This window comes from Achromobacter sp. EB05 (assembly GCF_044232075.1).
In the GTDB taxonomy this organism is placed as follows: Bacteria; Pseudomonadota; Gammaproteobacteria; order Burkholderiales; family Burkholderiaceae_B; genus Achromobacter; species Achromobacter dolens.
Genome location: NZ_CP155917.1, coordinates 470590 through 496132 on the forward strand (window position 1 = coordinate 470590; position 25543 = coordinate 496132).

Below are 25543 nucleotides of genomic sequence, written 5' to 3' on the forward strand. Positions count from 1 at the left end.
TGTGTCGGCCGCGCGGTCATTTCGCCCCTTCCAGATACCTAGAATCAACGCATTCCTCGTGATTCAGGTTCCGGCGACATCGCCACGGCCGATGTTGGAAATATCAAGATGCCTCAGTCCGTTTCCTTGCGGAAGCCCATCGCCCCTCGGGCGCCCCATCCCAATACGGAATCGTCTCCTCGCAAGATCTCCGTCGACTGTGACGGGCTTCGGTCCCGCCACTACGTGCGGGTCCTCTTGGCGTTGGCCGCGGCCTTCGCCTTGACCACGCCTGCCGCGGCGGGCGGGTTGCCCGACCTGCCGGCGCCGCAAGCCGGCGACAAGCGCGAACTCGAACGGGCCTTCGCGTCGTTCCTGCAGGAATCCGCGCGGGCCGAGCAGGCGCGGCGCGATGCCCGGGGCAATCCCATGATGGCCGCGGCGACCGGCACGCGCATGGGCGCGTCGAATCCAAACCTGACCGTGCCCGTGGGCGACGGCACCGTGTCGCTGGGGCGGGATTCCTTCGCGCTGTCCACGCCCGATTCGCGGTTCCGGGTCGGCGGCGGCGCCATGGACAACGCGCCGATCGGCCGCATCGAATACGCCCGGCTCATCACCGATCGTTTCGCCCTCGGCGCGAGCATGCAGCTCGGTGAATACCAGCGCGAACTGATTGGCCGCGGCATTTTCGTCGACGCCAGCAAGCAATACGAATTCGACGCCGCGGTGTCGCTGATGAAAGGCCGGCCGTCGTTCGATTTCGATTCCGGCAGCGCGCGCGTGCCGGTCACGCAACTGGCGGGCGTGCTGTCGGCGCGCCGCCTGTTCACGCCCGAGTCTGGCCTTGGCCTGCATGCGTTGGGCGCGTCCGCTTGGGGCGCGCGGGCGCACAGCCGGAACGACCTGTCGAGCCGCACGGTGCTCGAGGACTACGCCAACTACACCCGCGTGCTCTACGACCCGCGCCGCATCTCCACCGGCCGGCTGTACGGCGCCAGCGTGGACCTGCAATACGCGCCGTCCTCCTCGCTGGTGCTCAGCTCGTCGCTCGGCCTGGAACACGAACGCTACCCGATGGGCGACGGCTCGGTCGAGAGCCGCCATCGTCCCTATCTCTCCGGCGGCGTGAAGTTCGCGCTCTACAAGGACTACCTGTTCGACATGCGCGTATCCACCGGCGTGTCGCGCGATCTGATCGCCAGCTTGTCGGGCGACAAGGCGCGCCTGTCGTTCGGCATGTCGCGCGGCCGCGATGGCGCGCTCAACAGCAAGACGGTCATGGTTTACGTCGACCTGATGAAACTGATTTCGCCGTCACGCCATACGGCCGACGATACCTCGCTGGCGCTGCGCGAGTCGATGCAGCAATACACCGGCGCCCGCTTGCTCGACAAGGCCATCACGCGTCCGGACCGCATTCCACAGACCTTCCTGGCCAAGGTCGACCGTACCGGGGTGCGGGAAGTCTTCGTCGAAAAGGCCGGCTTGCCGCCCGGCGCCGAGGTCAGCGCCGATGGCCAACGACTCACCATCGCCGTCGGCAGCGGCGCGCTGGTCCTGGCGTCGGTGCAGAAGAACGGCGCCGACATCGGCATTTCGCCGCAGTTTTCGGTGGCGCCCGAGCAGCTCGTGGTGGACCTGCCCAGGCTGCCGGTTCCCACGGCAACGGATGAATACCTGGTGCGCGTCACCGACGCCACCACGTCCGCCTACAACGTCAAGATCACGGTGGGCCGGAAATGACAAACCGCAAGAAGATCGTCCAATTTCTCAAGACGCCGTTCTACCTGGCGCTCTACACCCTGACGGGGGCCTGCCTGGTCCTCGCCCTGGCCTGGGTCGACCTCGCCGTCGCGCAGTCGCGGTTGAGCGTGATCAGCGTGGTCGTGCAAAAGGTCTCCGTCACGCCGCGGCTGGGCTTCGCGCAGGCGTCCGTCACGCTGACGGTCGGGGATGCCGTCGGCAACCCGGCACTCAGCGACCAGCCGGCCAGCAAAGGCGCCATCACCTATCGTTCGAGCGACGACGCCATCGCGCGCGTTGCCGCCGATGGCACGGTCACCGCGGTGGCGGCGGGCTCCGCCACCATCTCCGCCACGCAGGCGGCCGACCTGCCCGGGTTCGAGGCAGGCGCCGGCAGCTATCAGGTGACGGTGGCCGGGCCGCTGTCGGCCAGCGCCAATTTCACGTCGCGAAGCTGGCTGGTCGGCGTAGCGGTCGGCGCCGATGTGGTTCCGGTGAGCGGCGGCGGAGGTATTGGCAAGTTGCACTACGCCGTCACTCCCGCCTTGCCCGCGGGGTTGGAATTTTCCGTGGAAACCGGCGCCGTGACGGGTAGCGCCCTCGTCCCGTCGCCACTGACCGACTATACGGTGACAGTGACCGACAGCGGCACGCCGCCGGGGGCCGCCACGGCCCGGTTCAGCCTGGCGATCGGGGCAGCCTTGCTCTCCACCGTCAATCGTGCCACCTGGGTGGCGCAGGCGGGTGATCCGCTCAATGACACGCCGGTGTCGGCCGTGGGGGGAATCGGTACGCTCGGGTATGCGGTCGCCCCGGCGCTGCCGGCCGGATTGACAATGGATGCGTCGACCGGCGCCATCACGGGATCCGCCGCGATGGCATCGCCCCGGACCGAGTACACCGTGACGGTCACTGACGGGGCCTCGCCCTCGCATGAGGTCAGCGCCAATTTCACGCTGGAGATCAGGGGCTTGCTGACAGCGGTCGCCACTCCCTCGGGGACGACGGACGCCGTCGTCGGCCGCGAGCTCAGCTATCAGCCGGTGACCGCCGCGGGCGGCGTGGGAGCGCTTCATTATTCCGTTTCCCCCGCATTGCCGGCAGGGCTGGCGCTGGACGAGGCGACTGGCATGCTGACGGGGTCCGCCGTCGCGGTAGCGCCTCTGACTACGTACGCGGTCACGGTCACCGATAGCGATTCGCCGGCGCATACGGTCACGGCCTCTTTCATGATGGAGGTTGGTGAGACGATCTCGGTGACGAGCCGGGTCGATGCGATCTCCGTGACGGCGGGGGACCCCGTGACGGTCGCGGCTCCCGTCGAGGCCTCCGGGGGTGTCGGCGCGCGCCATTTCGAGATTTCACCTGCCTTGCCGGCAGGCTTGGCCCTGGATGCAAGCGACGGCGGCATCTCGGGTTCCGCCGTGGGCGAGTCTGCCGAGACCGTCTACACCGTCACTGTCAGCGACAGCGTTGGGCAGAGGGCCAGCTCGGCCTTCTCGCTCCGGGTTTTTCCGATCCTCCAGACCAATGTACCCAACGCCGGCGAAGTACATCGGGTACATGACACGGTTTCCTATACGCCGGCCCTCACCTGGGGCGGCGTGCCTCCGTATCGCTACAGCGTGACGCCGGCACTGCCGGCGGGCCTGGCCCTGAACGCGGGAACCGGCGCGATCACCGGGGTCACGACCACGCCGTCTTTGCTCGCCACATATACCTACACCGTGACGGACAGCGCCATGCCGGAGCATTCGGCGACGGGCACCTTTTCCCTGCTGGTCGTACCGGCGCTGACGGCGGCCACGGTGAAGCCGGCCGTTTCCATCATGGTCGACGCCGCAATCGTCGACGAGGCCCCGGTCAATGCCGTGGGCGGCCTGGGCCTGCTCCACTTCAGCGTGCAGCCCCCTTTGCCGGACGGGCTGCAAATGGAAGAGCGGAACGGCAAGATCAAGAATGTCCCCGGAACGCCGATCGCGGTGTCGCCTGCCACGGAATACACGGTCACGGTGACCGACAGCGCCGATCCCTTGCAGACCGTCACCGCCACCTTCACGCTCGCGGTGCATGGCAACCTGGCGGCCGCGCTCAACCAGCCGTACACCACGCAGGCCTTGAACGAACCGCTGACGGCCTATGCGCCAGTGACGGCGTCGGGCGGCGTCGGGCCGCTATCGTACGACGTGGCGCCGCCCCTGCCGGATGGCTTGACGATGGATCGGGCGACCGGCGTCATTTCGGGCACCCCGACGGTCGAGCAGTTGGACACCAACATTGCGCGCTACACCGTCACTATCAGCGATACCGCCTCGCCGGCGCACACGGTGCAGGAGCGCTTCGGCCTGCTGGCGTTCGAGCGGCCCACCGCGAACGTGCGGGTGCCTGTCAAGGCTTACATGATTGGCGACGCCGTCAGCTACAGCCCTGTGCAGGGAGGGGGCGCGGGCGGACGGAAGCTTGAGTACCGCATGCTCCATGGCGGCTTGCCGGCCGGCTTGACGATGGATTCCACGACCGGCGAGATAACCGGTACGGCGCTCGAAGTGTCGCCCTCCAATACCTTTGCCGTCGCGATCTCGGACCCCTTGGTGGAGGCGGTGCCGACCTCGGCCTTCTTCAACCTGGAGATCGCGCCGGCGCTGGCCGTGCAACTCACCTCGGACGCCCTGGCTGGACCTGCCGTGGGAGAGCCCGACGTGACGCTCGATTCTTTCGTGACGGTATCTGGCGGGGTCGGCGATGTCGCCATGACGGCAGCATTGGGCGTTGCCGACCTGCTGGAATTCACGAAAGCCGGAACGGACAGCCGCGCTCCGCGGAACCTGCGGGTCCGACCCGGCGCTGCGCCGGGCATGTCGTCGGCGATAAAAGTGACCGTGACCGATGCGGCCGGGCATGCGGTGAACAAGATTTTCACGGTCACCTGGCCTTGAGCGGTTGACTCCGTAGAGGTAGGGCCATTTGCCCCGGGAGTTCGACCGGCGGCGGGGTGCGGCAGGCTACAGCAGGCCGTCGCGCAGTTGTTCCCGGATACGGAGCCACCAACCGCCGCGGGCCAGGGCGGCGGCATCACAGTCGCGCCAGGCCTGCTCGAGCCGGCGCAGCGCGGCAGGGCGGTCAAGGGCCGGCGTGGCGGGTGCTCGTGAGGCGGGCGGGCTCGCGCGCCGGCCCTGGCCCTGGCGCAACGCGTCGAGTCGGGCCTGCATCTCGGCCTGGGTGTACACGCGGGGCCCCGCATCGTCACGGCTGGCCGCGCGTTGGAAGCGTTGGAACGCGGCCAGGAAATGCAGGAAATGCGTGATGCGGCTGTTGATGAGGATCGGTGGCCCGTCCGCGCCTGCCGTCACCACGCGGCCATCCGCCGCGATTCCTATCCACAGCGCGTCGGCCCACGGTTCGCGCGCGATCACGAGGACGGCGGCGTTGCCGCCGGCGTGCATGCGGGGCGGCACGAACTCCAGCAGGGGGATGGCGGGCTCGGGCCGCAACGGCAGGCCGTGGTCGGCGAGCCAGGCGCGGCTGGAGGGATCGAGGCCCGCTGTCGCCAGCGTGGCCGCGTCCAGGTGGGTGGCGCCGCCGGCATATAGGCCGGCCAGATCGTCATCGGTCATAGCGAAGGGCGAGCAGGTCGAAGTGCGTCGGGTCGGCAGTGGGCGGGGCCCGTCCGGCCGCCGGGCAAGCCACCGCCGGGGAATATTCAGGCCACGCCCGACATGGCGCGCAACTGTGCCATCAGCGCTTCTGGGACTTCCACGCCGTGCTTGAGCGCCTCGTCGCGCAGCTTGCGGCGGCGGTCGCCGGGCAGGCGCACGCCGTCGTCTTCCAGCATGGCTGCCACCAGCGTCTCGACGCGTTCGAGGTAGGCCTCGTTGCCCGCCAGCGCGCCCGGGTCGATGGCCATGAAGGCCTGCCCAAGCCGCGCGGGGCCGCCCGCGTCGACGAAGAACGACTCGGTCTCGAAACCGAAGTGCGAGCCGGTCAGGGCGCAGGCCAGCAGCTCGATGATCAGCGCCAGCATCGCGCCCTTCACGCCGCCGGCGGGCAGCATGCTGCCGGCCAGGCCGGCCTTGGGATCGGTGGTGGGCTGGCCGTCGGCGTCCAGCGCCCAGCCCAGCGGGATCGGCTGGTTGTCGCGCGCCGCGATCATGAGCTTGCCGCGCGCCACCTGCGACAAGGACAGGTCGATGACGATGCGGCCGCCGCCGCGACGCGGAAAGACGGCGGCGATGGGGTTGGTGCCAAATAGCGGACGCTTTCCGCCCCAGGCCGGCATGGCGGCGGGCGAGTTGCTCAGCGCCAGCGCCACCAGGCCGGCATCGGCCAGCGCTTCCAGATGGTAGCCGGCCTCGCCGAAATGGTGGCTGTTGGCCACGCCGATGAAGGCCACGCCGTGTTCGCGCGCGCGGCGGCCGGCTTCGGCCACCGCCAGCGCGCATGCCGGGAACGCCAGGCCCGAGCCGGCGTCGATCAGCGCCGCGCCGCCGCGCTCGTGCACGATGCGCGGCACGGCGTTGCCGATGGCGCGGCCGGTGCGCAGGTGGCCGGCGTAGAACGGCACGCGCGACAGGCCGTGGGAACTGAGCCCCTGGCTTTCGGCGAAGACCAGCGCGCGGGCGGTGCTGTCGGCCATGGCCGGGTTGGCGCCCGCGGCGGCCAGGCTGGCCGCGGCCAGGTGTTGAAGTTCGTCCAGATAGATGTGAGCCATATCCTTCCTGTCAGCGAGGCGCGCCGCGTTTCATTGGGCGCCGCCGGTAAGCGCTATTGTCACACCGGCGGCCACCATGTCGGAAACGCGGGTGTTGGCTTCCTGCGTCAAGCCGGCAATATGCGGGGTCAGGATCAGGTTGGGCGCCCCGGCCAGCGGGCCGCCGGCCGGCAGCGGCTCCTGTTCGAACACGTCCAGGGCCGCGCCGCCCAGGCGGCCGCCGCGCAAGGCCGCCGCCAGCGCGGCCTCGTCGACGATGCCGCCGCGCGACGTGTTGATCAGCACCGCGCCCGGCCGCATTCGAGCGATGCGGGCCGCGTCCAGCAGATGGCGGGTGCCGGCGGTCAGGGGCACGTGCAGGGTGACGGCGTCGGCCTGCGCCAGCAGGTCGTCCAGTTCCAGCCGCGTGGCGCAGGTTTCGGCCCAGGCGGGATGGGTCGCCGGCAGGGCGGCGTCGCAGGCGACGATGCGCATGCCCAGGCCGGCCGCCAGCCGCGCGGTCAACTGGCCGATGCCGCCGAAACCCACCACGCCCAGGGTGCGCCCGTGCGCCTCCAGCCCCTGCGATAGGGCGGCCCGGGGCCATTGGCCGTCGGCCACGGCGGCGCTGGCGCCGTAGGCGCCGCGCAGCAGCGCCAGCAACGTGCCGATGACGTACTCGGCCACCGCGCGCGCGTTGGCGCCGGTGGCCGGCACCACCTGGATGCCGCGCGCCGCGCAGCCGGGCAGGTCGATGTTGTCCAGCCCCACGCCCAGCCGGCCGACCGCCCGCAGCCGCGGCGCGGCCGCCAACAAGGCCGCGTCCACCTGGCTGCGGTTGCGCACGATGAGGGCGTCGGCCTGGCCGGCGGCGCGCAGCAGGGCGTCGCGCTGGTCCACCAGGTCGGGGGCGTAGCGCACGTCGAAGCGCTGGCGCAGCGCGTCGACCGCGGGCGCGTCCATGAATTCCGAGATAAGCACGTGCATGGCGGCTCCGGCGTCAGGCGATCTGGATGTTGGCGTCGCGGATGATCCTGGCCCAGCGGTCGACCTCCGACCGCAGGTAGCTGCCGAACTCGGCCGGTCCGCGCGGCTGCGGCACGAATCCCAACTGCAGCAGCGCCTGCTGCATCGCGGGCTGCGACACCTGCTTGACGATGGCTTCGCCGATGCGCTGCACCAGCTCCGGCGGCGTGCTGGCCGGTGCCATCACGCCGGTGAAGTTCTCCACGATCAAGTCCGGCAGTCCGGCCTGCGCCACCGTGGGCACGTCGGGCAGGTCGGCGCTGCGCGCGCGGGTGGTGATGGCCAGGGCGCGCAGCGAGCCGTTCTTCACATGCGCGAGCGATTCGGGGTAATTGGAAAACACCACGTCCAGGTGGCCGCCGATGAGGTCGGTCAGCGACGGCGCGCCGCCCTTGTAGGGCACGTGCATCAGCGGCGCGCCGGTCAGCTTCTGGTACAGCGCCAGCGTCAGGTGCGGCGGCGTGCCATTGCCGCTGGAGCCGGCGGCCAGCGGCTTGGCGGCAGCCGCGCGGGCCAGGTCGTCCATGGTTTTGATCGGGCTCTTGGCGTTGACCACCACCATGATGGGCGACGAAGCCAGGCCGGCCACCGGCGCCAGGTCGCGGGTCAGGTCGTAGCCGGCCTTGCCGGCGAACAGCGTGGCGTTGGCGGCGTGCGACAGGGTGATGGCCAGCCAGGTGTAGCCGTCGGGCGCGGCGTGCGAGACGTGGGCAGCGCCAATGTTGGCGCTGCCGCCCGGGCGGTTCTCGACCACGATGTTCCAGCGTTCGGCATCGTTCAGCGCCTTGCCGACCTGGCGCGCTGCCACGTCGGTCAGGCCTCCCGGGGGAAACGGCACGACGTAATTGATGGGCCGTTCCGGCCAGGCGCCTTTCTGCGCCAGGGCCTGGCGCCAAGGGGCCAGCGCACAGAGGCCGGCCGCGCCCAGGGCGGCCAGCGCGCGGCGGCGCTGCGCGTCGTCGATCGGGGGGTGTTGCTCGCGATTCATCTGTCTTCCTCCTTGGGGGTGGCGCCCGGGTAGGAATGCTTACGCCTGTGCTGCCGTGGCGGCTTGCGCCCGGGTCTGCATGCTTTTGTGCGTGTGCTGCGAGGGAACTGCGGCACGGCGCGGGCGCCGTGTGCTGCCGCGGCGCGCACGGTCGGCGCGCGCCGCGATGAAACCGCTGCGGCAGGCGCGCATAGCGGAGCGCGCCGCGCCGGCGCCGTCAGGCGCTTTCGAAGATGCGGGTCAGGACGAACTCGCGGTGTCCCAGGGCCTCGGCCGCGGTCCAGCGGCCGTTGGCGGTGGCCAGCATGCATTCGAGCAGCTTGTCGCCGGCCTGGTTCAGGTCGATCTCGCGCTGCAGCAGGCCGCTGGTGTCGACGTCGATGTGTTCCGACATGGTCCGCACCGTGCGCGGATTGGCGCAGATCTTGATGACCGGCAGGATCGGGTTGCCGATGACGTTGCCCTGGCCGGTGGGGAAGAAGTGCACGGCGTAGCCCGAGGCCGCGCACAGCGTCACCATCTCTGCCGCGGCCGAGGACGAGTCCATGAACCACAGGCCCGGGCCGTCGGGAATCTCGGCCTTGTCGATCACGCCGTCGACCCGGCACTGCTTGCCGATCTTCTGGATGTTGCCCAGCGCCTTTTCCTCGATGGTGGTCAGGCCGCCGGCGATGTTGCCCTTGGTCGGCTGCGATTCGGACAGGTCGCTGGTCTTCCAGCGGTCGATCATGGCCTGGTAGCGGTCGAACATGAACATGAAGCGTTCGCGCACGGCGTCGTTGGCGCAGCGCTCGGCCACGATGTGCTCGCCGCCGGTCAGCTCCGAGGTTTCGCCGAACACCAGCGTCGAGCCCAGCGCGTAGAGTTTGTCGAAGGCGTTGCCCACGGTGGGGTTGGCGCCACAGCCCGAGGTGGTGTCGGACTCGCCGCACTTGGTCGAGACCCACAGGTCCGAAATCGGACACGTGCTGCGGGTCAGGGCGGTGGCGTAGTGCACGAATTCCTTGGCGCAGCGCGAGGCGCGCATGATGGTGTCGTGGTCGCCGTGCAGTTCGATGCTGAAGCCCATGACCGGCTTGCCGGTGGCGGCAATGCCATCGACCACGCGCTTGGTCCAGCCTTCCTCGATGCCGATCACCACCACCGCCGCGACGTTGGGGTTGCAGCCGGTGCCGATGAGGGTGCGGAAGTGCAGTTCCAGGTCTTCGCCGAATTGCAGGCGGCCGTAGGGGTGGGGCAGGGCCAGCGTGCCCTTGATGTTGTTGGCGACGGCCTCGGCCGCGGCGTTGGAGATGTCGTCCACGGGCAGCACGATGACGTGGTTGCGCACGCCGACCCGGCCGTTGTCGCGGCGGTAGCCCTGGAAGGTGGTCTGAGCATTGATGACGGACATGATGGTTTCCTGTGTGGGCGAAGGATCGGCTTACCAGCGCTTGGTCTTGATGTTGTGCACGTGGGCGTGCTGGCCGGCCTGGATCGGCGCGACCACGCGGCCGATGTCCACGCCGTACTTGTAGACCGTGTCGCCCACGGCCATGTCCTTCATCGCGACCTTGTGGCCGATGGGGATGTCCTGCGAGGCCCGCACATGGATGATCTTGTCCTCGTCCATGATCCAGGCATTGAGCTCCGTTCCGGCGGTCAGTCCTTCCACCACGGCGACCGCCACCGTGTCCTTGGCATCGTGCAATACGGCGTGAATCATCGTCTTCCTCTCCTGGGTGAGCGCCGCGGCGGAGTGCCGCGGGCGCTTCGGATCACAACGTCCGGCAAATCTTAGGGCGGGCTTTTTTGCATGTCAACTAAATCATATATATGAATTGTATGACTTGAGCGAGGCCCGCTCGCGCCGCTACACTGGAGGCCCGGATTTATTGCGATGCACCCATGAACACCAGCCTGTCATCGACTGTGCCTTTGGGCAGTCCCTTGTACGAGCAGGTCAAGCAGGCCGTGCTTGCCGCGCTGGCCCAAGGCGAATGGAAGCAGGGCGAGGCGATTCCGCCGGAAAAGAACCTGGCCGAGCGTTTCGGCGTGTCGATCGGCACGCTGCGCAAGGCGATCGACGAACTGGCCGCCGAGAACATCCTGGTGCGCCATCAGGGCCGCGGCACCTATGTGGCGGTGCACACCCGCAACCACCACTTCTTCAAGTTCTTCCGCATCCTGCGCCAGGACGGCCACAAGTCGTACCCGACCACCGAGCTGCTGCGCTTTCGTCGCGTCAAGGCCTCGGCCGAGGCGCGCGACAAGCTGGGGCTGCCGGCCGGCGCCTACGTGTTCGAGTTCCTCAACATGCTGTCGCTGAACGGCGACGTGGTCATGGTCGATGACATCTGCCTGCCGGAATCGCGCTTTCCCGGCATGACCGAGGCGCACCTGCGCGAGCGCGCCAGCACGCTGTATGCGCTGTACCAGGATGTGTTCGGCGTCAACGTCATCGCCACCGACGAACGCCTGCGCACCTGCCTGGCGGACCGCGCCCATGCGCGCTGGCTGGGCGTGGCCGAGGGCGCGGCGCTGCTGGAGATCCGGCGCGTGGCTTATTCGTACAACCGCCAGCCGGTCGAATGGCGCATCTCGCGCGTCAATACCGAACGCTACGAATACCTGGGCCATGAGCCCTGGGAGGCGGGGGCCTGAGGGCCAGCGCGTTCCGGAGCCGGCCCGGGCGGCAGGCAAGGGGCTGGCTTGCCGGCGCCGGCCTCCATGCGATCGGGGCGCCGACGGCCGCCGCGCCGTGCGCTTGCCGTCCCCGCCGCCAGCAGTGCTAGAATTCCTGCCGCACTATCCAATTTTCGGCGCCGATTTGCCTGATCCGCTTGCGGGCGCCTTCCAATAAATCCAGCTAAAGAGGTCCGTATGACCACTCCTGCCCAACATTTGGCCGGTGATTCGGCCAGCGCCGCGCTCGCGACCCTGCCCGCCGCCACTCTCACGCAGTCCGATGCCGCTGATCCCGGTTCCGTCGGACTGGTCGCTCCCGTCTTCCTGCGTTTCGACGAGCCGCTGCCGTTGCTCAGCGGCCAGTCGCTGGCCAGCTACGAGCTGGCGGTCGAGACCTATGGCACGCTCAACGCCGCGCGCAGCAATGCGGTGCTGATCTGCCACGCCCTGAACGCCTCGCACCACGTGGCCGGCCAGGCCGCCGACAGCCCCAGCGACGTCGGCTGGTGGGACAACATGGTGGGTCCCGGCAAGCCGGTCGACACCAACGTGTTCTTCGTCATCGGCGTCAACAACCTGGGCTCGTGCTTCGGCTCGACCGGCCCGGCCAGCATTAATCCGGAGACCGGCAAGCCCTGGGGCGCCGCCTTTCCGGTGCTGACGGTGGAGGACTGGGTGCAGGCGCAGGCGCGGGTCGCGGACCACTTCGGCATCGAACGCTTCGCCGCCGTGATGGGCGGGTCGCTGGGCGGCATGCAGGCCCTGAGCTGGGCCATCACGCTGCCCGAGCGCGTGGCCCATTGCGTGGTCATCGCCAGCACGCCGCGCCTGTCGGCGCAGAACATCGGCTTTAACGAAGTGGCGCGGCGCGCCATCATCACGGATCCGGATTTCCATGGCGGCGACTATTACGCGCAGGAAACCGTGCCGCGCCGCGGCCTGTCGGTGGCGCGCATGATCGGCCACATCACCTACCTGTCCGACGACGACATGGCCGAGAAATTCGGCCGCGCCCAGCGCGAACCCGCCGCCAACGGCGCCTACCGCTACGGCTACGACGTCGAGTTCGAGGTCGAGTCGTATCTGCGTTACCAGGGCGAGAAGTTCACCCGCTATTTCGACGCCAACACCTACCTGCTGATCACCCGCGCGCTGGATTATTTCGATCCGGCGCGCAAGACCGGCGGCGACCTGGCGCGCGCGCTGGCGCCGGCCAAGGCCGACTTCCTGCTGGTGTCGTTCAGCACCGACTGGCGTTTCCCGCCGGAGCGCTCGCGCGAGATCGTGCGCGCCCTGCTCAAGAACGGCAGCCCGGTCACCTATGCCGAGATCGACGCGCCGCACGGACACGACGCCTTCCTGCTGGACGACGCGCGCTACCATGCCGTGGTGCGCGGCTATTACGAGCGCATCGCCCGCGAGCTGGCGTTGACCGGCGCCACCCAGACCGAAGGACGCTCCGCATGACTCCTGTGACTCCCCGTCCGGCCCTCGTTGCGCTGCGTCCCGACCTGGCGCGCATCGCCAGTTGGATCGAACCCGGCAGCCGGGTGCTGGACCTGGGCTGCGGCGACGGCGCGCTGCTGGCGCACCTGCGCGACCATCGCCAGGTGCGCGGCGCCGGCGTCGAACTGGACGACACCTGCGTCATCGCCTGCGTGCGGCGCGGTGTCGAGGTGATCCAGCAGAACCTGGAAGACGGCCTGGCGCTGTTCGACGACAAGCAATTCGATACCGTGGTGCTGTCGCAGACGCTGCAGTCGATGCATCGCACCGAGCACATCCTGCGCGAAATGGCGCGGGTGGCGCGCTACGGCGTGGTGTCGTTTCCCAACTTCGGCTACTGGCCGCACGGCTGGGCCATCCTGCGCGGGCGCATGCCGGTGACGGGCCAGATGCCGTACCAGTGGTACAACACGCCCAACATCCACCTGTGCACGCTGCGCGATTTCGAGCAGTTGGCCGGCGAACTCGGCCTGCGCATCCTGGAGCGCGCCACCTTCAACGAGGGGCGCGAGATCAAGGCCTTTCCGAGCTGGCGCAGCACGCTGGCGGTGTACCGCTTCGCTTCGCCCTGACATTCTGAAACGCAGGCTGACGGCCCGGGCGCCAGCGCCTAAAATGCCGCAAGCCCGCCGTGCCCGCCCGTGCGCCCGGCCGGGCCGTTTCAGGAGACCGTCATTACCGCTGTATCCAACGTCTACACCAGTCCCCGCGTCGCGCCCCTGCTGGTCCTGGGGTTCGCCAGCGGATTGCCGCTGGCCCTGACCAGCGGCACCCTGCAGGCCTGGGCCACGGTGGCCGGCGTGCCCTTGCAGCAGATCGGTTTCCTGACCCTGGTGGGCACCGCCTACACGCTCAAGTTCCTGTGGGCGCCGCTGGTGGACCGCTATGCGCCGCCGCTGCTGGGCCGGCGCCGCGGCTGGATGCTGGTGACACAGGTGCTGCTGGCGCTGGCGATCATGGTCATGGGCACGCTGTCGCCGTCTTCGGCGCTGCAGACGCTGGCCCTGCTGGCGGTGCTGGTGGCGTTCCTGTCGGCCACCCAGGACATCGCCTTCGACGCCTATTGCACCGACGTGCTGCGCAAGGAAGAGCGCGGCGCCGGCGCCGCCATCAAGGTCATGGGCTACCGGGTGGCGATGATCGTCTCGGGCGGTCTGGCGCTGATCCTGGCCGACCAGTGGATCGGCTGGGGCAATACCTATGTGGTGATGGGCGGCCTGATGCTGCTGTGCGCGCTGGCGACGCTGTGGGCGCCCGAGCCGGAGCACGTGGCCAAGCCGCCGCGCAGCCTGGGCGAGGCCGTGTCGGCGCCCTTGCAGGAATTCTTCACCCGGCGCGGCGCCCTGGCGGTGCTGCTGCTGATCGTGCTGTACAAGCTGGGCGACGCCTTTGCCGGCGCGCTCTCGACCACTTTCCTGATCCGCGGCGCCGGCTACACGCCCACCGAGGTCGGCGCGGTCAACAAGGTCATGGGCATGGCCGCGACCGTGGTCGGCGCGCTGGCCGGCGGACTCATCATGTCGCGCTGGACGCTGTACCGCTCGCTGATGGTGTTCGGCCTGCTGCAGGCGGTGTCCAACCTGGGCTACTGGCTGATCGCGGTCAGCCCCAAGAGCATCTGGCTGATGGGCGCGGCGGTCGGGCTGGAAAACCTGTGCGGCGGCCTGGGCACGGCGGCGTTCGTCGGGCTCCTGATGGCCCTGTGCCGTCAGCGTTTCTCGGCCACGCAGTTCGCGCTGCTGTCGGCCTTGTCGGCCGTGGGCCGGACCTATCTGGCCGGGCCATTGACGCCGCCACTGGTGGAGCACCTGGGCTGGCCCGGGTTCTTCCTGGTGACGGTGGTCATCGCGCTGCCGGGGCTGTTGCTGCTGTATCTGCTGCGCGGCCGCATCGAGGCCATGATGCAGGACGGCGACGCCTGACGCCGGGCCCGCCTGGGCCCGGCGCCAGGGCGGGGGTTACGCCTCTTCGGTCAGGCGCACGATCAGCACGTCGCTCGGCAGGGCTTCCAGCAGGCGCTCGGCAACGCTGCCGATGGCCGTGCGCAGCAGGCCGGTGCGGCCATGGGTGCCCGTGACGACCAGGTCGGAACGGTGGTTGAACGAGTATTCCGACAGCACCGTCTCCGGCTGGCCGCATTCCAGCACCACCTTGGGCGGCGCCACGTTGGCCAGTTCCGGCGTTTCGGCGATGAATTCGCGCGAGCTCTGCTCGGCCGCGTGATAAAAGCTGCGGGTCACCGCATCGTCCGGCACGTTCTTGCCCTGGAACGGCACATCGTAGGCATGGAACAGCGTCAGGTCGGCGTTGGGCACCAGTTGCAGTGCGGCGCGCAGCGCCCGGCGCGAGCCGGCCGAGAAGTCGGTAGCCACCAGCACGTCGCGGTACGGCTTGCGCGGCCGGTTCTTGACCACCAGCACCGGCTGGCGCGCCTGGCGCGCCAGCTTCTCTACCGTGGTGCCCAGCAGCAGACGGCCGAGGGTCTCGTCGCGGGCGATGCCGGCGATGATCAGCGAGCAGCCGAAGCTGTCGGCGGTTTCCATGATGCGCGCCAGCGGATCACCCGAGACCACCACGACTTCGGTGGCGACGCCGGCGTTGGCGAGGTCCTCGGCCAGCTCGCGTTCGGCCACCGCCTTGTGGTCGGCGGCCAGGCGGCGCCAGACCGGCGTGGTCAGGCGCGGCGACACGCCGTGACTTTCCATCACGTGCAGCACGACCAGCTTGGTATCGAGTTCCTTGGCCAGTTGCAGCGCGCGATCGAGGGCGCGATCGCCCCGCGCGCTGAGGTCCGTGGCCAGTAGGATGGGGCCAGGTTGTTGCGACATACGTTTCTCCCGATATGGGGCCCGCCGGTGGCTCCCGCTAGCCCGCCGGTGGCCGAAATCGCCCTTGCGGGCACATCCCCATTGTCCCGCCGGGGCATGGACAGGGGCTTGACCGATATCAACGCGCTTCCAGGGTAAGGGAGGATCCGGCGGGGAGCAATCGCCCGGGCCGTGGGCTGTCAATACAATGGGGCCTGCCGCGCCGCGGCTTCGTCCATCGCCCACCTGTTTCATGTTCTACGACCTTTCTCCTGCCCTGCTGCACACCCTGTACCTGGTCGCCATCGTGGCCGAAGCGATGACGGCGGCGCTATCGGCCGGCCGGCGCGACATGGACTGGATGGGCGTCTGCATCATCGCCTGCGTCACCGCGCTGGGCGGAGGCTCGCTGCGCGACGTGCTGCTGGGCCACTATCCGCTGACCTGGGTGGTGCATCCCGAATACCTGTGGATGACGGCGGGCGCGGCCTTGCTGACCGCCCTGATCGCGCCGGTGATGCGGCGTCTGCGCAGCGTGTTCCTGCTGGCGGACGCGCTGGGCCTGGTGGCGTTCACGGTCATCGGCTGCCAGGTGGCGCAACTGATGCAACTGCCGATCACGGTCGTGCTGATCAGCGGCATGATCACCGGCTGCGCCGGCGGGGTATTGCGCGACGTGCTCTGCAACGAGGTGCCGCTGCTGTTCCGCAAGGAACTGTACGCCAGCGTGTCGGTGGTGACCGGCGGGCTCTACCTGGGCGCGCAGGCTCTGGGAATGCCGGCCAACGCGGCAGTGCCCGTGGCGCTGGCGGTCGGTCTGGCGCTGCGCCTGCTGGCCCTGCGCTTCAATTGGCAGATGCCGAAGTTTGTCTATCGGGACGACTGGCACTGAGCGGACCGCGCGCGATTTCCTGCAACAATTTTCCTATTTGTGTTTCAATAAATTTCTAGTATCTTGTCGCTGTCGCAATACTTGCATCACGCAGTACAAGGGGAGCCGATTGGACGTCAAAGCGCCCGCCACGATTCCGTACTTCCTACAGGAACAGATTCGTGAGTTGATAGTGGATGGCACTATCAGGCCCGGGCAGCCGTTGCGGGAACAGGAACTGGAGCAGCGTTTCGGCACCAGCCGCAGTCCCATCCGGGAAGCGCTGCGTCTGCTGGAACTGAGCGGCCTGGTGACGCATGTCCAGCGCAAGGGCTTCCGGGTCACCCTGTATTCCGAGACCCAGATCCGCCACCTCTACAAGTTGCGCGCGGAACTGGAAGCCTATTGCATCCGCCAGGTTGCCGAGATCGACGACATCTCGCCCCTGGTGGCCGAGCTGCGCAGCTATGACGAGGCGATCGCCGCCGCCATGGCCAAGCGCGACGTGCGCGCCTATATCGCCGCGCTGCGCGAGTTCTACCTGGCCGGCGCCCGTTTCACCGGCAATGCGCCGCTGGCGGACGTGCTGACCAAGCTGTACGAGCAGGTCGAGCCGCTGCGCTACCTGCTGGCCCGGCAGACGATGGCGTCGAACAACCTGCAGACCTACACCCAGGGCATCACGCAGGCGCTGGACAAGCGCGATTTCGACCGCGCCGCCGAGCTGACGCGCAACTACGTGATCGATGTGCTGCCAGGCATCCTGCGGGCCTACCACGAGGCCTCGCAGCAGGATGCGGAAGAGTCGGCGCCGCGCTTCGGGCGCGGCTAGGGCGGCTTAGCCGCGCGCCGGCGTGCGCACGGCGATGCCGGCCCGTTCTAGCGCTTCGCGGATGGCGCGGGCGAACACCAGCGCATTGGGCTGGTCGCCGTGGATACAGAGCGTGTCGGCCTGCACGGGCACGTCCTTGCCGTCGACCGAACGCACCTTGCCTTCCCGGACCATGCGCACCACTTGCGCGACCGCCTGGTCGACATCCTCGATCATGGCGCCGGCGCGGGTGCGCGGCGTGAGCGAGCCGTCGTCCTGGTAGGAACGGTCGGCGAAGACCTCGTTGGCCGCCGCCAACCCGATGGCGCGCGCGGCGTCGACCAGCTTGCTACCGGCCAGCCCGTACAGGAGCAGCGAGGCGTCGACGTCCTTGACCGCCTGGCAGATGGCGCGCGCCAGGCCCTCGTCCTTGGCGGCCATGTTGTAGAGCGCGCCATGCGCCTTGACGTGGTGCAGCCGCGCGCCTTGCGAGGCGGCCACGCCGGCCAGCGCACCGATCTGGTAGACCGTGATGTCGTAGGCCTCGTCCGGCGTGATCGGAATCGCGCGGCGGCCGAAGCCGACCAGGTCGTGCAGGCTGGGGTGCGCGCCCAGCGCCACGCCTTGCTTGAGGGCGGCGGCCACGGTCTTGCGCATGGTGGCGGGATCGCCGCCATGAAAGCCGCAGGCAATGTTGGCCGAGCTGACGAAGGCCAGCACCGCGGCGTCGTTACCCATGCTCCAGGCGCCATAGCTTTCGCCCATGTCGCAGTTCAGGTCGATGCTTGTGCTCATGATGAGGTTCCTGTGGAGGTTCGGGCTGTTATTCGGGGGGCGCGTGCGAGCTGGCCTCACGGGTGGCCAGGTCCCAGCAGCGCGCGCAGCGGCGCCAGCGCGTCCAGCAACTGGGCGAAGGCGCGTTCGCGCTCGCCGTCCAGGCGTTGCGCCTCGTCGAGTTCGATCATGGCGAACCGCAGCGCGCGTCCCGGCGCATACTGCGCTAGCAAGGGCAGGTCGACGGTGGCGATCTGCGCGATCTTGGGGTAGCCCCCGGTGGTCTGACGGTCGGCCATGAGAATGATGGCCTCGCCGCCAGAGGGCACCTGCACGGTGCCGAAACTGGCGGCCTCCGACAGCATCTGGCGCGGCTGGCTCATGGACAGCGCCGGGCCCTGCAGGCGGTAGCCCATGCGGTCGGACTGCGGGCTGATGCGGAATTCCGCGCCGCCGAAGGCATGGCGGGAGGCTTCGGAGAATTCCTGCCACTGCATGCCGGGCAGGAAGCGGATGGTGTCGCGTTGCTTGTTGCCGAGCGCGCCGGGCAGGTAGATGCGCAGGTCCCACAGGGCCTTTTGCAACGCATCGAGGTCGCGGCCGGCAAGCGTGTGGCGCAGGCCGACCTGGTCGCCCTTGGCCAGCGCGCGGCCTTCGAAGCCGCCGAAGCCGCTGCGCAGATAGGTGGTTTCGCTGCCCATCACCGGCGCCAACGCAAAGCCGCCGTGCACCGCCAGATAGGCGCGCACGCCGTTGGCTGGCCGCGCGCCAAAGGCCAGCGTGTCGCCGGCGCGGGCGACCAGCGGCCGGTGCTGGGGGATGTCCTGACCGTTGAGCGTGGCGCCCAGGTCGGCGCCCGCCAGCGCGAAGCAGGCCGGCGCGTCGAAGCGCAGCGTCGGGCCGGTCAGGGTCATTTCCAGCGTGGCGGGATCGCCGGTGTTGCCGGCGAGCGCGTTGGCCAGGCGATGGGCGCGTTCGTCCATGGCGCCGGCGGCCGGGATGCCCTGGTGCTGGTAGCCCTCGCGGCCGCGGTTCTGGAAGCTGGACAGCATGCCCGGCTTGATGACGGTGAGGCTCACGGCCGGCCCTCCCGCAGGCGTTCGAATTCATCGGGGGTGATGGGCACGAAGCGCACCGAGTCGCCCGGTTGCAAATAGGCGGCGGGGTCGCGCGCGGGGTCGAACATGGTCAGCGGGGTGGCGCCAATGATGTGCCAGCCGCCGGGCAGGCGGTTGGGGTAGATCACGGTCTGGCGGTTGGCGATGGCCACCGCGCCGGGCGGCACGGCGGTGCGCGGCGAGGCGCGCCGCGGCAGGTTCAGTTTTTCGTCGTGCACGCCCAGGTAGGCGTGGCCGGGGGCGAAGCCCAGCATGAACACCATGCTACGCGGCCCGCTGTGCAGCGCGATGACGTCGTCGGGGGTCAGGCCGGCGGCGCGGGCGACGTCGTCGAGGTCGGGCCCGTGCTCGCCGCCGTAGCAGACCGGCACGTCGACCTCGCGGCCGGCGGCGGCGTCGGCCTGGATGCCGTCGCCCAGCAGTGCCTCGATGCGCGCGGCCAGGTCGGCGTAGGTGGGACCGTTGCCCAGGCCGTCGGGCCGGTAATGCACCGCCACCGCCACGAACGATGGCACCACGTCGGTCACGCCCGGCAGGCCGGCGTCGCGCAGCTTGCGCGCCGCCGCCAGGCAGGTGCGGCCGATGGCGGCGTCGATCTGGTCACCGAAAGAGACGATCAGGCAGCGGTCGCCCTGGGGCTGGATGCGCCAGGCGGTTTCGGCCGGAGAAGAAGTGTCTGATGTAGCGTTCAACGGCACGAAACCTGTAGAGACGGATTACTTGGCGAACAACGAATCCAGGTTCTTGAACGCCTTGAATTCCAGCGCGTTGCCCGACGGGTCCAGGAAGAACATGGTGGCCTGTTCGCCGACTTCGCCCTTGAAGCGGATGTAGGGCTCGATGACGAACTCGGTGCCGGCATCGGTCAGGCGCTTGGCCATGGCTTCCCATTGTTCCATGGAAAGCACCGCGCCGAAATGGCGCACGGGCACATTGTGCGAATCGACCGCGCTGGTGGCCTTGTGGCCGCACTCGCTGGGGGCCAGGTGGGCGACGATCTGGTGGCCGTAGAAGTTGAAGTCGATCCAGTCGGGCGAGCTGCGGCCCTCCGGACAGCCCAGCTTTTCGCCGTAGAAGGCGCGGGCTTCGGCCAGGTCGCGGACCGGGAAGGCCAGGTGGAACGGCGGCAGGTTGGTTTGAGCGGTCATGAAAAGCTCCGGATAAGGCGGAAAAGGTAATTCAGAATGCGGACCGTCACCATCGGGGCGTGTCCGGAGTCGATAGTTTATGAATTGTTTTTTTGATTGAAAAACGATATTTTTTGTGTCTTAGCATCGAAAATATTGATCGTGATCAAAGAATTCAAGACCTTCATCGCCGTGGCGCGCGACGGCACCTTCACCGGGGCGGGCGCTCAGTTGGGCCTGACCCAGTCCGCGGTCAGCGCCCAGATCAAGCGCCTGGAAGACTACCTGGGCGTGGCGCTGTTCGACCGCAGCGCGCGCGCCGCCGTGCTGAACGACCATGGCCGCGAGATGCTGCCGCAGGCCGAGGAACTGGTGGCCATGGCCGAGCGCATGGCGTCCTCGGCCGGGGCCGGCCATGTCAGCGGCTCGCTGCGCATCGGCGCCATCGCGTCGGTGCAGCAGGACCTGCTGGTGCGGGCGCTGGGCGAGTTCCGCGCCGGCTATCCCGACGTGCGGGTGCGCATCGTGCCAGGGGTGTCGCTGTCGCTGCTGGGGCAGGTCGACGCCGGCGAGGTCGACATGGCGCTGCTGATCCGGCCGCCGTTCGCGCTGCCGCCGGAATTGGGCTGGCAGCCGTTGCTGCGCGAGGAAGTGGTGCTGGCCATGCCGGCCGCGATGGCGTTGGCGCCGTGGCGCGAGGTGTTGGCGTCGCAGCCCTTCATCCGCTACGACCGCGCGTCGTTCGGCGGGCGCGTGGTGGACCTGTTCCTGAAGAAGCAGCGCATCACGGTGCACGAGGCCGTGGAGCTGGACGAGATCGAGGCCATCGCCAACATGGTGCGCCACGGACTGGGCGTGGCGCTGCTGCCGCGCTTGCGCGGCCTGGATACGGATGGCCTGCGGCTGGTGTCGCTGGGCGATGCGGCGTTTCATCGCGAGATCGGCCTCATCGGGCGGTTGCCGTTCGACGCCGGCAGCGTCCGCGGCAAGATGGCCGAGTGCCTGGCGCGGGCGGCGGGGGCCACGTTGGCGCCCTGAGCCTGTCAGGGGGGTACAGTGTCGGGAACGCGATCGGCATTCGCGCCAGGACCGCCACCCACGCAGGACACCATGGCATCGACCTCACTGGAAAAACAGCTGCAATTCCTCCGCGAAATCGACCGGCTCAAGACCGTCGTCCGGCAATCGCCGCTGCTGGACCGCAGCCGCAAGGAGAATTCCGCCGAGCACTCCTGGCACCTGGCGCTGTACGCGCTGGTGCTGAGTGAATACGCCAGCGGTCCGGTGGATACCCAGCGGGTCATGCGGATGCTGCTGCTGCACGACGTGGTCGAGATCGACGTCGGCGACCATCCGATCCATGGCGGTTCGTCGGCGGCGTGGCAGGCCGAGCAGGAGGACAAGGCGGCCGAACGGCTGTTCGGCTTGCTGCCCCCGCCACAGGGCGAAGAGTTCCTGGCGCTGTGGCGCGAATTCGAGCAGGCCGAGAGCGAGGACGCGCGCTTCGCCAAGGCGCTGGACCGCTTCCAGCCGCTGCTGATCAACGTGTTCACGGGCGGCGGTACCTGGACCGAGAACGGCGTGTCGCGCGAGCAGGTGCTGGCTCGCTACGGTCCGGTGATCCAGCGTGGCGCGCCGCGATTGTGGGACGTCTGTGAACGATGGGTGGCGGCGCATTTCGCGGGAAGTGCGCCGGCGGCGCGCGACGCGGCGGATTGAGCCGGCCGCCGGGGCCCACGGCTGGAAGTCGCTATTGCCCGGCGCGCCGGCGCCAGAGATAGAGGCCGCTTCCAAGGATCACGATCATGATCAGGTCGAGCGCGGCCCAGATCAGTTTGAGCGGCAGGCCGGCGGTGTCGCCATAGTGCAGCGGCCGCGAGAACTGCAGGGCGCGCAGATACCAGGGCATGTCCAGGACTGCAGTCAGCTTGCCCGTGGGGGCATCGACCAGGACGGCGTCGAACAGGTGCGCGCCGAGAGCGGTGTCACCTTTGGCCCACAGCAGATAGTGGCGGGGCAGGCCCAGGCTGGCATCGGGAAAGCGCAGCGATTCGACCTGCCTGCCCGGCACGGCGGCCCGCGCGGTGGCATAGGCCTGCTGCACCGAGGCCCAGGCCGTGGCGCTGGCCGGGGGGGTATCGATCCGGGGCGAAATCGCGACCTGGACCTCGTTCGACAGCCAATGGCGGAAGAAGGGAACCGCCAGTTCGTGCAGGGCGCCGGTCAGGCCCATCATCAGCGCCCAGGCCACGGTAACGATGCCCAGCAGGTTGTGCAGGTCCAGCCATTTCAGGCGGCGCGCGCGGTGGGCGCGGACGGTGCCGAAGGGCAGTTTTTTCATGTACGGGTGATACAGCGCCACGCCCGATATCACCGCCAGCGAGAACAGCAGGGCCATGGCGCCCAGGAACAACTGACCGGGCAAACCGCCATAGAGATCGATGTGCAGGCGCGTCATGAGCGTCACGATGCGGCTGCCCAGCCCTTCGTCCGAGTCGGCGATGGCGGCTCGCGGGGTGCCGTCGCGCGCATCGAACTCCAGGCGCAGCGACGGCGTCCCGGCGGCGGCCTGTGGCCCGGGGGCGAGCCCGAGCGTGACGCGGGGCGGATCGCGCAACACTTCCACGTCGACGACCCGGTGCGCGCGATGGCGCGCCCGCGCCGCATCGATGATGGCGTCGAGCGATGGCGCCGGCGTGCCCGGCGCGAGCGTGGGCCAGGGCGGAGAGGGGTCGAGCCAGGTCACGATCTCTTCATCGAAGATCAATGGCAGGCCCGAGAGGCAGACCACCAGCAGGAACAGCGTACAGGCCAGGCTGGACCATTTGTGGATCCGATACCAGGCTTTGCCGCGCCCCGCCGGCGCGCGCCGCGATGGGGACGCCGGCGGTCGCGCGCCGGGCGTGGCGCGGGCTTGCGGCCGCACTAGAATTCCGCGGTCACGGACAGCAGCAGGGTGCGCGGCGCGGCAACCGTCAGCCCTTCGCGCGCGGCCGATTGCCAGTAGTGCTTGTTGAACACGTTTTCCACCGTCGCCCGCAACGTCACCGGCGTGCGGTTGATGTTCATGGCGTAGCGCGCGCCCACGTCGAAACGGGTCCAGCCGGGCAGTTGCTGGGTGTTGGCCGCGTCCACGTACTGGGTGCTGGTGCGCAGCATGCGTGCGGTCAGGGTAAGGCCCTGTACGAACGGCGTGTCCCATTCCGCCGCCGCGTTGAACTGCCAGCGCGGCACCGCTGGCGCGGTGCGGCCATCGTTCAGGCCGCCTTCGGTCTTGGTCAGCACGCCATTGGTGTACGCCACGCCGCCCAGCAGGCGCACGCGCGGCATCAGTTCTCCCTGCAGCAGGAATTCGACGCCGCGGTTGCGCTGCCGGCCGTCGGCCTGGTAGCGCAGGGTATCCGGGTCGACGTAGGCGCTGGGTTGCTCGATCTGGAACGCGCTCAAGGTCGCCGCGACCGTGCCGAAGTCGTACTTGGCGCCGATCTCGTACTGCTTGGAGACGTCGGGCTTGAAGGTCTCGCCGGCGTTCACGGCTTCCGCTGGCGCCGTGCCGCCCTGGCTCAGGCCTTCGATGTAGTTGCCGTACAGCGACAGGCGCCGGGTCGGTTTGACCACGAGCGCGATGGCTGGCGTGACGGCCGACTTGCCGTAGTCCGAGGTTCGGTCGCCGGTGGCCGGGTTGTAGTTGACCGACTGGACGCGCTGCTGGCGCAGGCCGGCGGTCAATTGCACCGCGTCGTCCATCACGGACAGCGTATCGGCCAGCGCCACGCTGTACAGCCGCGTTTCGCTCGTCTTGCCCAGGTCGGTGGGCCTGGCGATGTTCGGCTTGGCCAGGTCGACGGGATCGTACAGGTCCGAGAACACCGTGGACGAGCGCACCCGCGCCGATGAATAGTCGATGTCGAGGAAGCTGGCGGACAGCGTCGGCTCGTGCTTGACCGGGCCGGTATCGAAGCGGCCGCGGATGCCGACCTCGCCGGTCTTGCTTAGCAGCCGTTCGTTGAGGCGGGCGGGCACGGATCCGATGCGGCCGGCCGAGTCGAGCATCAGCCAGGTGGTTTGCAGGCTTTCGAAGTCGTGCTTGCGGGCGCCCAGCGCGCCATAGACGGTCCAGTCATCGGAAAGGTCATACTCGGCGCGGACGTCGCCGCTCCATTCCTTGGCCTTCCAGTAGGTCCAGTCGGGGAAGAAGTTGCGCTTTGGGTCCGGCGCCCGGCCGATTTCCTGGCCGCCGCCGGGTGGGAACAGCAGGCCGCTGCGGGCATCGGTCACGCGGTTCTGGTAGTTGATGTCGCCATCGATGCGCAAGCGGTTGCCGCGATAGTCTAGGCCGAGCGAGACGGCACCCAGGTCTTCGCCGGCGCCGGAGATGTTCATGTCGCCGCCGCTGCGCAGCACGTTCAGCCGCACGCCGGTGCGCTCGTCCTCGCCGAAGCGGCGGGCGATATCCGCCTGCGCGCCGAACTGGTTGTTCTCGATGTACGACAGCGTCATGCGGTTAAGCGGTTCATCACCCGCGCGCTTGGGCACCAGGTTGATGGAGCCGCCGATCGAGCCGAACGGGGCCATGCCATTGAGCAGCGCATTGGGTCCACGCAGCACCTCGACGCGTTCGATGCCGATCAATGACGTGGCGTTGCGCGGCGAGATGCCGTACAGGCCGTTGTAGGCGACGTCGTAGTTGAACAGCGTGAAGCCGCGGACATTGAATTCGTCGCGACCCGCGCCGCGCGAATAGGTGTTGCGGACCGAAGGGTCGTTGACCAGTACGTCGCCAATGTTCTGCGCCTGCTGGTCTTCGATCAGCTTGGCCGTGTACGACGTCGCGCTGAACGGGGTGTCCAGGAAGTCACGGTTGCCCAGCAGGCCGATGCGCGCGCCGCGCGCCACGTCGCCGCCCGCGTACGCCTCGGGCAGCGCCGAGGCACTGGCGCCGCTCACCACCACGGCGGGCAGGGTGGTGGTGGCGGATGTCGCCGGGGCGGGCCGCAGCGCGTAGCCGCCCTCGGCCCGGCGCACGGCTTCCAGGCCGGTGTTGGCGAGCAGGGCGCGGAACGCGCTGTCGACGTTGTGGGCGCCGCGCACGCCGGGGCTGGTCTTGCCGGCGGTCATGTCGGCCGGCACGCTGAGTAGGATGTTGGCCTGTTCGGCAAAGCGGCTCAGGGCGCCCGCCAGTGGGCCCGCGGGCACGTCATACGCATGAGTGGCGCTGACGGCGCGGGTCGCGTCCTGGGCATGGGCCGCCGGGGCCAGCGCGGTCATCAGGAGCGCGCCGAGCACGGTCTTGCGCAATACGCGCTGGAGGGCAACGGGCTGGGGCGATGAGGGAGTGGACGGCCCGGGACGGGCGGGGTGTTGCGGGCGGCGCATGGAGCGGTCTTCCTTGGAGCAGGGATGGGCAAGGAGAGGGCCGCGGCTTGCGCGCGCGGG

General features: G+C 68.9%; 23 protein-coding genes and 1 riboswitch. Of the genes, 10 read left to right on the plus strand and 13 right to left on the minus strand.

The features are described from left to right. Positions 1-261: 261 nt before the first annotated feature. Together AAID08_RS02215 and AAID08_RS02220 are read left to right on the plus strand one after the other, a co-directional pair. Positions 262-1725 (plus strand): hypothetical protein, encoded by a 1464-nt coding sequence (locus tag AAID08_RS02215; protein WP_156330788.1) that lies wholly within the window; start codon positions 262-264, stop codon positions 1723-1725. Further along, entirely contained in the window at positions 1722-4661 is a 2940-nt protein-coding gene (locus tag AAID08_RS02220) for a putative Ig domain-containing protein (protein ID WP_395757316.1), read from the plus strand. Before AAID08_RS02215 ends, AAID08_RS02220 begins: the two co-directional genes overlap by 4 nt. Before the next feature lie 66 nt (positions 4662-4727). On the opposite strand, the gene AAID08_RS02225 is transcribed toward AAID08_RS02220, so the two are convergent. The 6 genes from AAID08_RS02225 to AAID08_RS02250 form a co-directional block, all read right to left on the minus strand. After that, entirely contained in the window at positions 4728-5339 is a 612-nt protein-coding gene (locus tag AAID08_RS02225; RefSeq protein WP_054503573.1) for an SUKH-4 family immunity protein, read from the minus strand. 86 nt (positions 5340-5425) lie between these two features. Continuing rightward, the gene (locus AAID08_RS02230; protein ID WP_116792610.1) at positions 5426-6433 is read right to left on the minus strand and encodes an Ldh family oxidoreductase; all 1008 of its coding nucleotides are present in this window, start codon (positions 6431-6433) and stop codon (positions 5426-5428) included. A gap of 30 nt (positions 6434-6463) precedes the next feature. Then, complete coding sequence (locus tag AAID08_RS02235) at positions 6464-7399, minus strand: hydroxyacid dehydrogenase (RefSeq protein ID WP_054503571.1); 936 nt, start codon at positions 7397-7399, stop codon at positions 6464-6466. A 13-nt stretch (positions 7400-7412) separates the two neighbouring features. Beyond that, the gene (locus AAID08_RS02240) at positions 7413-8426 is read right to left on the minus strand and encodes a tripartite tricarboxylate transporter substrate binding protein (protein ID WP_054503570.1); all 1014 of its coding nucleotides are present in this window, start codon (positions 8424-8426) and stop codon (positions 7413-7415) included. A 217-nt stretch (positions 8427-8643) separates the two neighbouring features. Beyond that, entirely contained in the window at positions 8644-9819 is a 1176-nt protein-coding gene (locus AAID08_RS02245) for a UxaA family hydrolase (protein WP_006386837.1), read from the minus strand. Positions 9820-9849: 30 nt separating this feature from the next. Further along, positions 9850-10131: a UxaA family hydrolase gene (locus AAID08_RS02250; RefSeq protein ID WP_026385179.1), complete on the minus strand. Its 282-nt coding sequence runs from the start codon at positions 10129-10131 to the stop codon at positions 9850-9852. A 182-nt stretch (positions 10132-10313) separates the two neighbouring features. Here AAID08_RS02250 and AAID08_RS02255 point away from each other — a divergent pair, with 182 nt between their 5' ends. From AAID08_RS02255 to AAID08_RS02270, 4 genes are all read left to right on the plus strand, one after another. Further along, complete coding sequence (locus tag AAID08_RS02255) at positions 10314-11069, plus strand: GntR family transcriptional regulator (protein ID WP_054503569.1); 756 nt, start codon at positions 10314-10316, stop codon at positions 11067-11069. 148 nt (positions 11070-11217) lie between these two features. Next, positions 11218-11299, plus strand: a riboswitch (SAM riboswitch). Then, positions 11289-12560, plus strand: coding sequence for a homoserine O-acetyltransferase (locus AAID08_RS02260; RefSeq protein WP_054503568.1), 1272 nt, complete (start codon positions 11289-11291; stop codon positions 12558-12560). (Overlaps the previous riboswitch by 11 nt.) After that, a complete protein-coding gene (metW, locus tag AAID08_RS02265) occupies positions 12557-13171 on the plus strand; it encodes a methionine biosynthesis protein MetW (protein WP_054503567.1) in 615 nt (204 codons plus the stop codon). Before AAID08_RS02260 ends, metW begins: the two co-directional genes overlap by 4 nt. A 69-nt stretch (positions 13172-13240) precedes the next feature. Further along, entirely contained in the window at positions 13241-14521 is a 1281-nt protein-coding gene (locus AAID08_RS02270) for a muropeptide transporter (RefSeq protein ID WP_081273475.1), read from the plus strand. A gap of 36 nt (positions 14522-14557) precedes the next feature. Here AAID08_RS02270 and AAID08_RS02275 read toward each other — a convergent pair whose 3' ends face one another. After that, a complete protein-coding gene (locus tag AAID08_RS02275; protein ID WP_395757317.1) occupies positions 14558-15427 on the minus strand; it encodes a universal stress protein in 870 nt (289 codons plus the stop codon). Positions 15428-15659: 232 nt separating this feature from the next. Here AAID08_RS02275 and AAID08_RS02280 point away from each other — a divergent pair, with 232 nt between their 5' ends. Continuing rightward, a complete protein-coding gene (locus AAID08_RS02280; protein ID WP_054503565.1) occupies positions 15660-16298 on the plus strand; it encodes a trimeric intracellular cation channel family protein in 639 nt (212 codons plus the stop codon). Between the two features lie 109 nt (positions 16299-16407). Continuing rightward, positions 16408-17109, plus strand: a complete 702-nt coding sequence (locus AAID08_RS02285) for a GntR family transcriptional regulator (protein WP_081273474.1) — start codon at positions 16408-16410, stop codon at positions 17107-17109. Positions 17110-17115: 6 nt separating this feature from the next. On the opposite strand, the gene AAID08_RS02290 is transcribed toward AAID08_RS02285, so the two are convergent. From AAID08_RS02290 to AAID08_RS02305, 4 genes are read right to left on the minus strand one after another with little or no spacing between them, the layout of a single operon-like run. Continuing rightward, complete coding sequence (locus AAID08_RS02290; RefSeq protein WP_064524919.1) at positions 17116-17883, minus strand: LamB/YcsF family protein; 768 nt, start codon at positions 17881-17883, stop codon at positions 17116-17118. A 56-nt stretch (positions 17884-17939) separates the two neighbouring features. Then, complete coding sequence (locus AAID08_RS02295) at positions 17940-18941, minus strand: biotin-dependent carboxyltransferase family protein (RefSeq protein ID WP_175143727.1); 1002 nt, start codon at positions 18939-18941, stop codon at positions 17940-17942. Further along, complete coding sequence (pxpB, locus tag AAID08_RS02300) at positions 18938-19672, minus strand: 5-oxoprolinase subunit PxpB (protein WP_064524906.1); 735 nt, start codon at positions 19670-19672, stop codon at positions 18938-18940. Before pxpB ends, AAID08_RS02295 begins: the two co-directional genes overlap by 4 nt. Positions 19673-19696: 24 nt before the next feature. Then, complete coding sequence (locus AAID08_RS02305) at positions 19697-20128, minus strand: VOC family protein (protein WP_054503561.1); 432 nt, start codon at positions 20126-20128, stop codon at positions 19697-19699. Positions 20129-20269: 141 nt separating this feature from the next. Between AAID08_RS02305 and AAID08_RS02310 the strand changes: the two genes are divergently transcribed. Beyond that, on the plus strand, positions 20270-21145 hold the full coding sequence (locus AAID08_RS02310; protein WP_054503768.1) for a LysR substrate-binding domain-containing protein: 876 nt from the start codon (positions 20270-20272) through the stop codon (positions 21143-21145). Positions 21146-21217: 72 nt separating this feature from the next. After that, positions 21218-21826 (plus strand): HD domain-containing protein, encoded by a 609-nt coding sequence (locus AAID08_RS02315; protein WP_064524903.1) that lies wholly within the window; start codon positions 21218-21220, stop codon positions 21824-21826. 31 nt (positions 21827-21857) lie between these two features. On the opposite strand, the gene AAID08_RS02320 is transcribed toward AAID08_RS02315, so the two are convergent. After that, positions 21858-23033 carry a PepSY domain-containing protein gene (locus tag AAID08_RS02320; protein WP_064524900.1) on the minus strand — a complete coding sequence of 392 codons (1176 nt, stop codon included), beginning with the start codon at positions 23031-23033 and terminating at the stop codon, positions 21858-21860. After that, entirely contained in the window at positions 23033-25483 is a 2451-nt protein-coding gene (locus AAID08_RS02325) for a TonB-dependent receptor (RefSeq protein WP_081273473.1), read from the minus strand. Before AAID08_RS02325 ends, AAID08_RS02320 begins: the two co-directional genes overlap by 1 nt. Positions 25484-25543: the final 60 nt, after the last annotated feature.